At 39.7% G+C, this 15120-nt stretch carries 11 protein-coding genes; 3 read left to right on the plus strand and 8 right to left on the minus strand.

The genetic code is table 11. The features are described 5' to 3' along the window. Positions 1–198: 198 nt before the first annotated feature. From BQ5364_RS09820 to BQ5364_RS09830, 3 genes are all read left to right on the plus strand, one after another. Positions 199–1260 carry a replication initiation factor domain-containing protein gene (locus BQ5364_RS09820; RefSeq protein ID WP_328585598.1) on the plus strand — a complete coding sequence of 354 codons (1062 nt, stop codon included), beginning with the start codon at positions 199–201 and terminating at the stop codon, positions 1258–1260. Next, a complete protein-coding gene (locus BQ5364_RS09825) occupies positions 1260–1463 on the plus strand; it encodes an excisionase (protein ID WP_002610247.1) in 204 nt (67 codons plus the stop codon). The genes BQ5364_RS09820 and BQ5364_RS09825 overlap by 1 nt, the downstream gene beginning before the upstream one ends. A gap of 78 nt (positions 1464–1541) precedes the next feature. Then, the gene (locus BQ5364_RS09830; RefSeq protein ID WP_055221872.1) at positions 1542–2735 is read left to right on the plus strand and encodes a site-specific integrase; all 1194 of its coding nucleotides are present in this window, start codon (positions 1542–1544) and stop codon (positions 2733–2735) included. 233 nt (positions 2736–2968) lie between these two features. On the opposite strand, the gene BQ5364_RS09835 is transcribed toward BQ5364_RS09830, so the two are convergent. From BQ5364_RS09835 to BQ5364_RS09870, 8 genes are all read right to left on the minus strand, one after another. Further along, positions 2969–3682, minus strand: coding sequence for a class B sortase (locus tag BQ5364_RS09835; RefSeq protein WP_022250362.1), 714 nt, complete (start codon positions 3680–3682; stop codon positions 2969–2971). Between the two features lie 70 nt (positions 3683–3752). Next, the gene (locus BQ5364_RS09840; RefSeq protein WP_235837159.1) at positions 3753–4487 is read right to left on the minus strand and encodes an SPL family radical SAM protein; all 735 of its coding nucleotides are present in this window, start codon (positions 4485–4487) and stop codon (positions 3753–3755) included. 226 nt (positions 4488–4713) lie between these two features. Then, positions 4714–10116: a SpaA isopeptide-forming pilin-related protein gene (locus tag BQ5364_RS09845; RefSeq protein ID WP_071144235.1), complete on the minus strand. Its 5403-nt coding sequence runs from the start codon at positions 10114–10116 to the stop codon at positions 4714–4716. A gap of 113 nt (positions 10117–10229) precedes the next feature. Continuing rightward, a complete protein-coding gene (locus BQ5364_RS09850) occupies positions 10230–11552 on the minus strand; it encodes a hypothetical protein (protein WP_071144236.1) in 1323 nt (440 codons plus the stop codon). 83 nt (positions 11553–11635) lie between these two features. Beyond that, a complete protein-coding gene (locus BQ5364_RS09855) occupies positions 11636–13051 on the minus strand; it encodes an ERF family protein (RefSeq protein WP_071144237.1) in 1416 nt (471 codons plus the stop codon). A gap of 23 nt (positions 13052–13074) precedes the next feature. Beyond that, complete coding sequence (locus BQ5364_RS09860) at positions 13075–14055, minus strand: hypothetical protein (protein WP_022250367.1); 981 nt, start codon at positions 14053–14055, stop codon at positions 13075–13077. Positions 14056–14083: 28 nt separating this feature from the next. After that, a complete protein-coding gene (locus tag BQ5364_RS09865; RefSeq protein ID WP_022250368.1) occupies positions 14084–14632 on the minus strand; it encodes a hypothetical protein in 549 nt (182 codons plus the stop codon). An 11-nt stretch (positions 14633–14643) separates the two neighbouring features. Continuing rightward, positions 14644–15006, minus strand: a complete 363-nt coding sequence (locus BQ5364_RS09870) for a hypothetical protein (RefSeq protein WP_136017819.1) — start codon at positions 15004–15006, stop codon at positions 14644–14646. Positions 15007–15120 lie beyond the last annotated feature (114 nt).

The following is a 15120-nucleotide window of genomic DNA, read 5'->3' on the forward strand; positions in this document are numbered from 1 at the left end:
CGGAGCAGACACAGGAAGAAAGGGAACGCCTTTCGGCGTTCGCAGAGGGCGTATATGTAACACCGCCCTGCGCATACATGTCATAGTACCTAGAAACTGTGATAAATAAAGGACAAAACACAATTTTTACCCCGCAAAAAATGGGGCATACGAAAGGAGCAATGCACTATAACTACACACAAAAATTTATCCGTTAAGATTGATTACATCAGCATTGTATTTGATACTGCAACCGCCGAAGATGTCATCATGCACATTTTAGGTTTACCGACTGACATTTTCAATGTTTATCCAGCAACGATAAAATTCAAGACTTATCAAGCACGCTGGCAGATTGGAGATATTTATGTATCGGGGGACGCAAGAAAGACAGAGGACAACCAACAAGGGCTAGGCTGTTATCTTGTTATGACTGGCAGAGGTTGTGATGATATTTTCCGTATTCTCGACAGTAGGAATAGTACCTTTGGAGATATGTTCCGACGCTGTGAGCGAAGATACGGACTGGATAATTTCCATTTCACAAGACTTGATATTGCCATTGATGATAAGAACGAAAAGCCATTCTTTACCATAGAGCAGATAAAGAAGAAATGCGAAAAAGAGGAATTTATCTCGAATAGTGAGGGCTACCACTTTGACGAAAGCAAGTTTGATGATTTCGACACCGCAAAGACTGTTTATATCGGTGCTGGTAAATCGGGATTGTCCTACCGCTTTTATGATAAAGATAAGGAAGTCTGTTCAAAACATAATAAGACACTTGATGAAGTCGGCAGTTGGAAACGGACAGAAATGCAACTGCGTGATGATAAGGCTCATGCTTTTGCCATGACATTCAAGGACAGACCGCTGGAACTGGGAGAACTGGCTTTCGGGCTATTGGCAAACAACCTACGCTTTGTCGTGCCAAACAGAAATGAAAGTAATAAGAGCAGATGGAAAACGTGTCGGTTTTGGGAACGCTTTTTAGGGGCTGTGGAAGTCTTAAAACTGCAAGTACCGAAACTACATAATTCTCTTGAAGAAACACAGCAATGGCTCACAGAGGGTGGCGTGATTTCCGCTGTGAAAAGTTTTTACTTCTTGGAAGAACATGACGCATTAGGTGGACTGGAAAAAGTGGGAACTATGCTTGATAAGGCAAGATACAGCAATTCCCTTTCCAGTAAACTAACCGCCCACTTACAGAGGATAGACCGCACCGACCTTATCCCCTATATCCAGTATGACACGAAACATGGGAAAGGGGGTATCTGATGAATAACAACGATATTCCTGTATGGGAAAAATACACCCTTACCATTGAAGAAGCGTCAAAGTATTTCCGTATCGGAGAAAACAAGTTAAGACGATTGGCAGAGGAAAACAAGGACGCTGGCTGGCTCATTATGAATGGCAACCGCATACAGATTAAACGCCGACAGTTTGAAAAGGTCATTGACAAATTGGACGCAATCTAATGCAAATGAGCCTTGTATGTGTTATGATGAACACAAGTCATATCAAGGCTCTTTCCAACAAGGAAAGGAGCAGACACCATGAAAGAAAAAAGACGGGATAGCAAAGGACGTATCCTGCATACTGGAGAGAGCCAACGAACAGACGGAAAATACTTATATAAATATGTAGACGCATTTGGAAACACAAAATATGTGTATGCTTGGAGATTGACACCCACAGACCCGACACCAAAGGGAAAACGGGAAAAACCCTCACTTCGTGAACTGGAACAGCAGATAAGACGGGATATTGAGGACGGTATCGACAGCACAGGCAAGAAAATGACGCTTTGCCAACTCTACGCCAAACAGAACGCACAGAGGGCAAACGTGAAGAAAAGCACAATAAAACAACGGGAACAACTCATGCGGTTATTGAAAGAGGATAAGTTAGGTGCTAGGAGCATTGATATGATAAAACCCTCTGACGCTAAGGAATGGGCGTTACGCATGAAAGACAAAGGCTTTTCCTACAATACCATTAACAACCATAAACGCTCGTTAAAAGCGTCATTCTATATCGCCATACAAGACGATTGTGTAAGGAAAAATCCCTTTGATTTCAAGTTAAGTGAAGTCCTAGAAAATGATACCAAAGAGAAAGTGGCATTGACAGAGGAGCAAGAACAAGCCCTACTCTCATTCATCAAGACGGACAATGTGTATCACAAGTATTATGATGATGTGCTGATACTGTTAAAGACTGGACTTCGTATCTCGGAACTGTGCGGACTGACAGTAGCCGATATTGATTTCAAGAATGAAGTTGTGATTATCGACCACCAGTTATTAAAGAGCAAGGAACAGGGCTACTATATTGAAACGCCTAAGACAAAGAGCGGAACAAGGCAAGTGCCATTAAGCAAGGAAACGATACAAGCATTTCAACGGGTTATGAAGAAACGCCCAAAGGCAGAACCATTTGTGATAGACGGACGGAGCAACTTTCTATTTGTCAATCATAAGGGCAAGCCCAAAGTTGCGATTGATTACAACGCCTTATTTGTCCGTATGGTAAAGAAATACAACAAGCACCATAAGGATAACCCCTTGCCACATATCACACCGCATACGCTACGTCATACGTTCTGCACAAGGCTGGCAAGCAAGAACATGAACCCGAAAGATTTACAGTATATCATGGGGCATTCAAATATCAGTATCACAATGAACTGGTATGCTCATGCGTCCATAGATACTGCAAAATCAGAGGTTCAGCGTCTAATTGCATAAAAAGTATTTACCACGATTTTAACCACGCTTGATAGCGAAAATATAAGAAGATAGACCTAGATATGTGAGGTTTACCACAAAAGCAAAATGCCCGTAGAGCCGATAAAATAAGGCTTTGCGGACATTTAAGAAGATATAAAAAGATAGTCAAAAAGACATATATAATTTCAATTAAATACACCTAGTATCCTCCTTTTCCAATCTGCTTTTTTAATATCTTGTTTCTGGTATCTTCATGATGTTTTTTCTTTCAAATATGCTTTTATAATAATTCTGACATTTGCTTTTGCACTACAGGTAGACAATATGATTTCATTTCCCTTATTATCCTCAACATATCCTCTTTCTATCTGATAAATCTCACTATCTGCCGACACCTGTTCACAAGTTGTAATCTGATAGTTCAAAGTTCTTCCATCCGGTAAATAAACCTCCATATCCGTGTGCTTCTGGAAAAAATCAATATCCTGATAATTTCTCAATACATGAAACATACTTCCATCTTTCATATTATGGCCATAGATAATATTCTTACTATCTGAAAAGTCCCGTTCATTCCGGTAATCTAAAAAAATACTGCCCGCAATATTGTAAGTTTTTTGCACCGTATGGTTCAAATAATAGGAATTGTCTCCCCCTCTTACCACTGGATATTCCAGTACCCCTGGAATTCTGATCCATGCTACAACATCTGGATTGATTTCCTGTAAAGCTGCAAAATCGACCGTTACGGTTTCTTCCGGCTTTTCTTTTTCCTTATCATCTTCTGTAGTTTCCGGCTTCATATCTTCTGGTTCTTTTGTATTCTTTTCTACTTTCACATATTCTTGCAACTTTTCATATTCCTGTTCTGATTTTTGGTATTCACTGATAATCTGACAAATCCAGACTCCTGCTACCAGCAAGATCACGCTTAATATCCCAAGTAAAAAGTATTCTTTTTTCATCTGCTTACCTCCAACGTAAAAAAGCGGTAGCATACCAAAATTGATATACTACCGCCTACACTTATGTCTCTTATTTTCTTAAATTGCAACAATCCACTGGGTTTGGATTGATATGCTGCTTCCAATATTCATAATGTTCTGTGACATCTTCACAGACCGTTAACGGAAGATGAATTTTTTCCAATATCCTGATTTTTTCTTCCAACGGTAAATGCCAGTATCCACTCTGACGCAAAACATAGTTCTGATAGTCTAGATCCGGAAACCATTTTTTCATCCACCCATTTACCCGAAGAAATTCTACCAAAACTTTATTTACCGGTAGCCTATTTAAGTAATCAAAATCCAAATATTCTTCAATCAGAGGACTCAATCGTAACGTAACATCAAAGCCCTCTTCCTGTAGCTTTAACAATGCCCTTAACCGCTTTGACGGACTGCTTGCATTTTCATATCCAAGCGCCTTTTTATCATCAAAGCAGGTAATGGTAATCTGGATATGTGCCAGTTTCGGATCATAAAGTTTCCGGTATCTTTCCTCTCCTGCCAGATGGGATTTTGTCACAATCAGATACCCAATGCCATATTCATTTAACTGTTCTATGGTTTGATAGGTAACCTGTTCCTGACGTTCCACCGGCTGAAAGCAATCTGTCATGCCTCCAAGTCTTAAAATGGTTCCCGGTGGCACTTTTTCCAATTTTCTCCGGATTTTCTGGATATCTGCCACTCTCGGATTTTCTGCATTCCAAAGCCCGCGGAAATCCAAAAGGCTGCGTGCATAACAATAGGAACAATTGTGCATACAGCCACAGCCATAGGTATCCAGTCTGATCGGATATTTGCATTTTTCCGCTTCATTCCCACTTACTCTTTTATAAAAACTTTTAAATTCTTTTCTTTCGCTTCTGCATCACCTTTCCTTTCACTTGCGGGGTCCGGTACCGCCCCCGAAATCTTCTGGTAAAGCATCCAGAAATGTTCTTTACACCACCCCGCAGGTCTAGTGTTCTATCATTTCCAAATACTTTTTATCTCTTAGTGCGTCTGATTCTCCAAAGGACAATACCGATACCAGCTACTGTCAGTACTGCAATACCAATCGGTAACAGAATCATGGTAGTATCTCCTGTTTTTACTTCCTCTGATTTTTCCGGTGTCTTTGGAAGTTTCTTGTTCTGGATTTCTTTTACCACTTCTATGACTTTTGTTTTGGCATCTGCATAACTGAATGTGATTTCATAAGTTTCCGTATGTTTTTCATATCCGTCCAATGGTTTTGTCTCCGATAATACATAAGTGATCGGTGCTACTGCCTTCCCATCTTCATAAGTAGCAATTGGCAGCAGTTCACTGGTTGCAACGCCATCTTTATCTGTAGTAAGTTTTCCAACTACTTCTTCTGTTTCTTTATTTTTCAGTTCAAATTCTACATTGGCAAGTGACGTCTGATCTTCTGCATCTGTTTTCTTAATCACCAACTGTCCCATTGGTACTTCATCTTTCATGGAAACTTTCTGTACTTCTCCAGTTTCCTCTACGGTAAATTCTACATCTTCTGCAATCAAAAATCCTTCCGGTGCAGCTTCTTCATGAAGGACGTAGGTTTTCCCCGGCTGCAGATATTCGATACGATATGGTTCTTTGGTAGAGATCCATTCTTCTACCACATTTCCTTCTTCATCCAGTACTTGCAGCTTAGCACCTTCGATTTCTTGTTCTCCGGTAATATCCGTCTTTGTAATTTCAATCTTGCTATGATCGTCTTTCATGGAAACTTTCTGGATTTCTCCGGTTTCCTCTACGGTAAATTCCACATCTTCTGCTTTCACATATCCGTTTTCTGTTGGAGCCTGCTCTTCGTGAAGTATGTACTTACCCGGTTTTAATGCATAAATGATATGCGATTCGTTTGTAGAAGTCCACTCTTCTACTACGTTGCCTTCTTCATCTTGAATCTGTAGTCTGGCACCTTCCACTTCCTTTTCTCCAGTAATGTCTGTTTTTGTAACTTCAACTTTCGTCGGCTGGTTCTCCACTTCTTTTTGTATAGAAATCACTTCCAATTCCGGATCCGTATAAGAAGCATCAATTTCAATCTTCTCTTCATATGGTAGATATCCTGGCAGACCTTCCAGTTCCTTCAGATAATATTTCCCGTGTGGAATGGTATCCGAGTACTTCAATTTTCCTTCTTGATCTGTTTTTTCAACTGCTACCAGTTCATCTTTTTTCACCACAACTTTTCCTGCTGCATTTACAATATCTTCTCCTGCATACAATCCAAATGAAACCCCTTCCAGTGGCTCTTTTGTGGCTTCCGATTTTTTCAGCACTTCAATTTCCACTTTCTGCCGTTGATTCTTGATTTCCTTTGTTACATAGTCAACTGCCACTTCTTGTCCTTTATAGGTGATTTCAAAATCCTGTTCGGCTGGATCTAGCACAAAGGAATCTCCTGTTTTAGTCTCTTTGATATAGAATTTGCCAATCGGAAGATTATTTAAAGTTCCCTTTCCTTTTTCATCTGTTACAATTGTTCCAACCAATGCATCTTTTTCAAAACGTATGATCCGGTTGCCCTCACTGTCCATCTGCCCATCTGGCGAATAAATGGTTTCTCTTGCATGGATAGAAAATTCTGCCCCAGCAAGCCCCTGTTCTTCATACTCAAACTCATATCCTTTTTCCGTTTCCATAGCATCTTCTCCAGTAAACAGGTTGGACACTTTATTGACTACTTTTGCCAGACCATTTTTTAATTTTGTCAGTATCTGGTCTGTTATTTTTTCGGCACCTATAAGCACCTCTCCTGTTTTTTGGATTGTCAGGCTTCCTACTGCCTCATCGTTTTTTACTTCCACGACTACAATATACTTTCCAGTTTCTTCTTCCACCTCATGTACGGTATTGCTGTCTACTTTGATGGTAATGGATTTTCTTGGAGCTTTTTCATAAGTTCCTTCTTTTGTCACCTCATTTAAAGGAAGTATTTCCTCTCCCTTTTTTAACACCTGCTCAAATCCTGTCTGCACAAACAGTTCTGGGCTTTTTACTTCTTCAATCCGGTAGGTACCCATTTTTAACGGTTCTGGTGTCAGAAGATAGCCTTCCTCATTTGTTTCAAACACCTCAATGGTTTCCGGTTTTGGATACCGTACTTTCATCGTGACATATTTCTTTTTCTCCACATCATAGATTTTATAATGGGCACTATTCTTTAAAATCGGGAGATCAGTCTGAGCATCCTTTTTGATGATTTTAAAATAGAATTGCATTGGACGGTCATTAAAGACACGCCATACCTGTGGTTCTCTGCTGTCCTCATCAATGGTAACCAAAAACGGCTGAATCTCTTCCATATTTTCCGGAACGGTACTTTCGATACATACATATTTTCCATACGGAAGTTCCGGGGAACATAAATATCCCTTTTTGTCCGTAAACATTTCTTCTGTCTGTATCTTCTCTCCATTTTGATAATAAGAAGCAGTTTCCTCTTTACTAAAATCATATCCAATAAAATCCTGTGGAACAAATTCTGCTCCATTGTCTGGTTTTAGGGTACCATCTTTTACTTTTGAAAGCTCGCTGATCAGATACACTTTAAATCCGGCACCCTCCAGTAATTCTGTTTCTGTCTGGTTTCCGTCATCACTGATTTTAATCAATTGGAATGCCTGTTTTTTTATGGTCTCCAAAACCGTTACATTTTTCTTTACGATTTCCACATCCTGTCCTTCATACGCAAGTTCCACCGGATATTTCGTTTTATCCAATAGATATGCATTGGACGGCGGTGCAGATATTTCCTGTACATAGTATTTTCCAAGATACAAGTCTTTGAAATGCAGGACACCTTTTTCTATAGTTCCCTGCATGACTAACTGATCCTTTTTATAAAGCAGTCCTGTCTTTCCATTTGGATGTTGGATATCTTCTGCAGCATATAATCCATAAACTGCCCCATTTAAATCTCCGTCTCCCTGGCTTACTGAGTCCTGTGTATCTTTGTCTATTTTCTTGATATGGACTTCTCCACGTACCTCTTTATTTTGGAAGGTATGTGTAAAGGTGTATGTATACGTTTTGTCATTTTTATATTCATAAAAGAATTCATAACTGCCATTCCCTTTGAAGTACAACGAAGGAGCCTGAATTTCTTCTACTTCATAATGAAAACCGATTGGGATATCCACAGTAAATATAGCCTTTCCATTCTCGCCGGACTCTGCTTTCTGGATCAAAGTTCCCTTTGTGACCAGAACAGAACCATCTGCACCGGTAATATCTTCTTTTGCATACAGACCAAAAATTGCCCCTTTCAGAGCCGCCTCATCATTGATTGATTGTTTCAGTACTTCCACAGATACCTTCGGTCTAGCATTCTCATACTGCGTTTCTTCCTCAACGACTTCTACTGTCTGCCCCGCATAAGAAATGGTTACTACATGGGTACGTTCTTCTTCCGTTTTCCCTATGGTCAGCGTATCTGGTGCCTGCTGTTCTACTACTTTATAAGTTCCAAGGTACAGCATACCCGAAGAACAGCTTCCATCTTCTTTCGTCTCCATTTCTGCTGCCAAATCTCCTGCTTGATAGATTTTTGTCTGTTTATCCTGACTGTAAATATCTTCAGCGGCATAAATCTTATATTTTGCTCCTGCAAATGCTGCATTTGTATAAAGGAACTGAAGGTTTCCTTCCTCTCCGGATACTCCAGTCAGTTTCTCTCCCTGCTTATGTACAACTATTTTCCCTTTCTGTTCCTCATTTTTCACAGTCAGCATCTGTGTTTTTGCCACTTCCAGATTGACATTATAAGAATTCGTATTCAGTTTATACCCTTTCGGTGCAGTGATTTCCTTGATATACACCGTATCCTGTGTCTTTGTCAGTTCCGCTTTGGTTGCTCCTTTTTCATTGGTAGGAGGCATCTTCAGTATCAGATCTGTACAAGCCTGATCTCTATAAATTCCAAAAACAGCCCCTGCAAGTTTTACACTGCTCTTTGCGTCTTCTTTGATCACTTCAACCCAAGCGATATCCATCCATTGAATGGAAAAGGAAACCGATGCACTCGGTTCTTCATAAAAATCCCCATATCCAATATCCTGATTTCCAGATCCAGTTGAAACAACCAACGTTTTCCATTGTGCCCCTACCTGGCCACCCAGATTACCGCTTTCCCATGTTCCATGTACCGTTTTTAAAGCTGTAAAATAAAAAGTGGTTCCTCCATGGATTTTGACTGTGCCACCTGTTTGTTCTTTTCCGGCTGTATCATGATAGGTAATTCCTTCTGGCAAAGGCAAGGTGATATAATTTCTATGGTCTCCATTCAATGTAATATTCTTTGTCTTCTGCATATCTCTTTCCAAAAAAGCTGTTTCTTTTGTGGAAGAAAGGCTGATGGCAGCACTTGGCGGTGCTTCCTGCCCGCAAAGGTAATTGATATATTCCATGACGCTATAGCGTTTCAATCCGTCCTGCGTGCAGCCCACGAATGCCACCTCCGCTCCGCCGTAACAATAACTTGCTGCTAAATGTGTCAGGACATATTTGATGTCATTGCTGTAGTTCTTTAGATATTCCCCAGTTAAATCTCCCGGTCCTCCATATCCGTAATACAAAACCTTCTGTAAGTTTAAATTGCTTTCATAAAGTTCAGCAACATAATCGGAAGAAGGCGGGGACTGTAAGTTTGATTCCAGACAGTATGCAATCCGGTCATTGACATAGAAATAACAGGTACTGTAAGAACCTAAATCACTTGGATATACAATCTTCTTTCCTTTCACTAAAGAAGCTTTTTCTCTCGCCTGTTCTATGGAAGATGGTACAACAGAAAATAAAACCCCCGTTTCTTCCTTTAACGCACTGGTATCAATATTGGCGCCATCCGGCTCTGTATCTTCCTCCCCGCTTTTTTGTTCTTTCTTCTGTTTCCTGTCCTTTTTCGGACTCTCTCCTTCTTTTCCCGATTCCTTTACAATGATTTTTCGTGTAATCTCATAAGATTCCCCGGAAGGTTTATGCACCTGATAAATGCAGTCATACATTCCAGGTCTATCTGCATCAAACAATTTTCCATCTTTATCTGCTGCCAAAACAAAGGAAATTTTTTCGCCTTCCTTTACAGAAATACCCGTAAAGTCTGAATCCGGGTCAAAAGTTTCCCCCTGCTTGATGGTAATGTCCTCTGCCTGTGTTTCCTCTTTACTCTCTGTCTGCTCTATTGATGCTGCCATAGTACTGCTTGCCCCTGTCAAAAGGGAAGAACACCCTAATAAAACTGCTAAAAAACCTGCTGTGCATCGGTTTTTCCATGTTGTTTTCAATAAACAATCTCTCCTTTCTCTTTGTTGTTTTTTCAAATGGGCAGTTCCATTTTCGGGAATATGCTGCATATCAAAAACTGCCCTGCTTCCCATTTTTCTTTAAGGTCTATCCCGAATCATCCACTTCTCTCCTTTCTCATGGCACTTTAAACCATGCAAAAAAGGAACTGCTTTTGCAATTCCTCTTTTGCACATTTTAAAAATAGCTATTTTCTATTTTCCCTGATTTCCTTTGTCAGCCAGTCATCAATCCCTTTTTCATGTTCTGCCCATAAACCGTCCGGATCCAGGTCCCACTGATTACGGTTGCAGGATAGAGAAAGTTCCTCACAGATATGGTATGTATGGTTACAGCCTTTTCGTATAGTATCCCGTTTCAATCTTTTTTTCGGACATTCAAAATCCGGATTCCCTTTTTTCTTCCTGTCTTCACACTCCTCACAGATTTCACTATACTTTTGGTCGCAGACAAGCCTAAGCTGCTTATCCATGTCATATACTTCCTCCACATAAGAAAGTCCACGTTTTTTTAATACTTGCAAAACCTCATACAAATCTCTCCAATTTCCAATCCCCGGATTTCCAAGGAATGTTTTTCCGGATACCTGATGGGCTATCTCTGCTTTTAAAATTCCTTCCGTTACATAAATCTCACTGCCTTCAGTTTTTTCAGATACTCCTACAATACTGCTGATTCCACACCCTTTCTTCTGGTTTGCACTAGAAAGCCATACATATTTATTTTTTCCTTTGGGATGATCCAAACGTATCTGAAATCCTGCCAGATATTTATCTACCGTATAAACAGGGCAAAGATATCCTCTGTTTCCTTCATAAAAATTAAGATCCCAGTTTCCTTCCCAATTAATATAAAAACTTGGAACACCTTCCAATCGGAATCCTTCTTTTATCAGCCGTCTCGCGATCTGTTGCGAATCCTCCTCACTGGTACTTTTATATCCCTTTTCTTCCATGTGCAGGATCATCTCCCTATCTGCCCCTCTTCTCTCCAGATCTTTGCGATGATACTCCTTCAGTTCCAGATAAGAGAGCATTTTTTTATAAACCTGATGCCGCTGTTCCAGATTCACTGGTTCAGCCAGATATTCTTTCTGTTTTCTCGCCCGTTTCTTAATCCCCTGGCTTTCTTCCTGCATTGCCTGCCGCGTCTTTTTCTTTCTGCCGGGTTCTTTCTGCTTTCTTCTATAAATTTCCCGGTATGCCTTTTTATACCGGTCTTTTCCTGTCAGATGACAAAGTTCCGCATAAAGTGTCAGCATATTATGGCCGGTTCCACAATCAAAACAATGAAAGACATTCATGATTTTTCCCTCTGCACAGATACAGATGCTTGCCTTTCCTCTTGCATCACCACAAAATGGACATACAACATTTGCTGCATTCTGGGTATCTTTTACCTGGTATCCACTTTTACAGTTTTCTAAAAATTCCATATCCAGCATCTTTGCTACATCAAAAATAGTGAACGGGGCAACCGGATCAGATTCTGTACACTTTCTTTTTTTCATACCATTTTAACCTTTCTGGAAATATCCCCTTATAAAAACGGAAAAGGCATGACCTGCACGCCTCTTCCTTATTCTTTAACTTTCTAAGCAGCTTTTTGTTCACAGCTTTCCAATAAAAGCTGTGCAGCTTCTTTCATTTTAAAATCTGACCCCCTGTATTCCTTCGCAAACCATTGCAACTGCCGGTAACCCGCTTCTGTTTCAAGCATCTCCCCAAATGTTTTTCCTTCAAACAAAGCATAAGGGCAGATTACTTTTTTGGCTTCTTCTACCGTCAGAGGTTTCTTCTCTGTTTCACTTTCCATATCTCTTTGTAACTGCAAGAAAAAGTCATCTTCATCTACCTCTTCAAAGGGAACCTCTTCTTTTACCGCTTCAAAATCTTCTGACTGCTCGGAAATAACCGATTCTTCTTTCCTGTCCTCTTCTTTATCAATTTCTTGAGATTCATCTGCTGTTTTTGTCTCATTGGTTTTTGTTTCCTGTTTCTCGGATGATTCTGGCTGATGTGCTGAAAAATCCAAAAGATTCATCTGTCCAAAATCCTCCTCATTTTTTTGAGATTTTAAAGAAGAACTTTTTGTTTCTTTCTTCTTCTCTTCTTTTATCTTTTCTCCTGAAACATTTTCTTTTTTCTCAGGTTCCTGTACTGCTTTGTCGGCTTTCAAATCTTTTGTAGAAAGATGCTCAGATATGCCTTCTCCATCTTTCCCTAAAAATTCTGGCTGTATATCCCCTGCCTCTGATTTTTTTGTCTCTTCTTCTGTTTTCAAAGGTTCCAATGTTTCCGACAGTTCCAAGTATTGTTGTTCTTCCCTCTCCACCTCGTGATATTCTGCATCTTCTCCTGTATCTTCTGCTTCGTTTTCTTTCAAAAAATCTGCAGGATCTGGAAGAAAATCTACTTGTTTGATGTTTTCCTTCTTTTGATTCATATCTGTCACTGGTGGTTGTGATAAAGGGCTGTCTGCTATTACATCAGAAGACTCTTTCGCTGATTTCTGTGGTTTTACCGGCACTTCTATTTTTTTCTGTTCTGCATTTCCTTTCGATTTGTCCGGCCCATTTGGTGGTGTACCTTTCATATCTGGATCTTCTGTTTCCTGTTTCATACGGAATTTATATAAAAAGAAGTATTTAAACCCATACGTCCATGCTGCCCCTTTCGCTTTTGCAGGTGAATCCAGATGATCGCCTACCAATTGGATACTCACCCGTTCTTTTTCATTCAGACAATCTGCATTGACAATAAAGAAGGTAAGTTTTGCCGTATAAATCCAACTGCCATCAACTTTGCTGTAAGTTGCATCTGTTTCTTCCAATTCCTGCAAACAGATGTGATACTTTGTAAACGCTGGATTTAAAAGTTCAAAGATATCATCAATCTTTACAAAATCGTAATCTACTTCGTCTGAATAATGCTTTTTTAATAGTTTGGGCATTTCATTTGATATTGCAATCAATTTTTGCTGTAAATTCATCGTTTCTTTGTTTTCCATCCTTTGTCCTCCTATTCTTTTCATTAAGCAGCCTGTTTCTGCTCGGCCATAACATTGTAATACCAGATATTCCTTGCCCCTACCTGATAAATCTCTTCTACATCCCAGATTTTATCTACCCCATACTTTTCTTTCAGACGTTTCCTTTCTTGTCCGGATATCTGACTAAGCGGGTACTTTCCGTTTGTATTTTTTAACACCTCTGCATCGATATGGAAATATTCAAAAACACCTTGTTTCCCTCTAACAACTACGATTACGGTATGATGTACTTTTTCCAACGCATTTCTCAGTGTCCTGATTTTTTCAATCCGTTCTGGCTGTTTCTTCAATAAAAGTTGCACTTTACTGTTTACTTCTGTTTCAAAAATCCGGCGCATGGTTTCCCGATGCTGCAGTTCTCTCGCCCAGGCTTTTCCTAATTTTCGAATAACAGTCTTACGCTTTTTTAAATAACGAAAATACAGCCGGTTATCGAACACATACGTTTCTCCATTAAATGCAAATTCCGGTTGTGGAATCAGCTGGTCTGCCACAGATGTTTTTTCAAAGATCACATCTCCTGCAGCCTGTTCGATCAATTCCCGGTATTTCCATGCAACTGCTGCTCTTTCAACTGCGGTAATTGAAATCTCCTTGTTTTCCTTCTCCAGTTTCTTTTGTGCATACTCCTGAACTTTATGTTCCAAACAATGCATACAACCACGTTGGAAGCGGAATTTTTTCCCTTCTGGGATATTTAGCAAAGTACGCAGAGAATATGCAACATCTGTAAATTCAAAAGTCTTCTGGTTAAAAAGTCCGACAAAATCCATGCCCTGATATAAGTGACTAGCTCTATTTTCCATGTCTGGTCCCATATACACAAAAGTAAAACCTCGACTGGAAACCTTAGTAAACACCGCATCTCCTGTCAGAAGAGCTGGATTGTTCTTTTTTCTAAGCCATTTGAAAAATCGTTTTGCAAATGCATTGCCCTTTGCCCACTTTGGTACATTTCTCATATTCTTTTTCTCCTTTTCTGTTTGTTTTTTATACAAATGGAAGACAGTATGAAGATGCCCAATACCGTATCTTTTCCATTGTCTGCTCTTTCTCACATTCCACCCACAGCCACTCCAATAGAAATTCTGTGAGTATTTGCTGTTTCTCCTTATCCATAGTTACAAGTTCTAACCAGAAAGCTTTCATAAACCGATCTTTTTCAGAATCTGTCAATTGACCTAAAATGATTTCCAGCTGCTTTTCTGGTTCTCCTTTGATTTTCCGTATTCTGAAAATACGCTTTCTTCTGCATGTTGGAAGCGTCATAGGACAGGAGAATGCTTCTTTTGCCATATCTACTGCCCACAATTCTTCATCGTCCCATGGTGTGAATAACGACAGCCTGTAGATCCAGTGTGTAACCAGATAGGCCATATTTTTTCTGACTGTCCCTCCACGCCTTTGCAAAGCAGAAAAGATTTTCTGTATTCCCGCTTTCTCTTTACCGGCATTTTTAGCAGAAATCTCTTCTGCAATGGAAACCAGCGTCTTTGCATAATAAATGCCAAGTTCTTTCTTTCCCTTTTTGTAACCCATATTCTTTTCTCCTATATACATGGCAGCCAAATTTTAATTTCTCTAATCCAGGAAAGTTTCGGATTTTTCTTTCCTGCATCCCGAAGCCACCTCATTGCAAATCTGGTAAAATTCTGTTGTAAAGTACGATGTTCCTTCCGAAGTTTTAAGAGAAATTCCTGATACCCATTTACCGCATCTTCTTCCAGATATACGGAAAAAACAGCAGCTACCTCATTTGCATTTAACCCGTTCAGTTCAGGATACTTTCTTGTTTCTCCTTGTTTTTCTTCTAGTACCGGAAACTCTATGTCATGTTCAAAAATTTTTTTCGCAAGTATGACTGATGCTTCGTTTCTTGCATCTGTTGTTGTAAAAGCAGATAATTCCTTCATCCAATTCAGACATAAAAATGTAAACCTGTCACAAACAGGGTATTCAAGTAAGTTCCTACCAACAGATTTTCTATTGTCTGCCCATTCCATTTTATTTCCATACAGTTCTTTCTC

It is taken from the genome of Coprococcus phoceensis, from assembly GCF_900104635.1.
GTDB classification, from domain to species: domain Bacteria; phylum Bacillota; class Clostridia; order Lachnospirales; family Lachnospiraceae; genus Faecalimonas; species Faecalimonas phoceensis.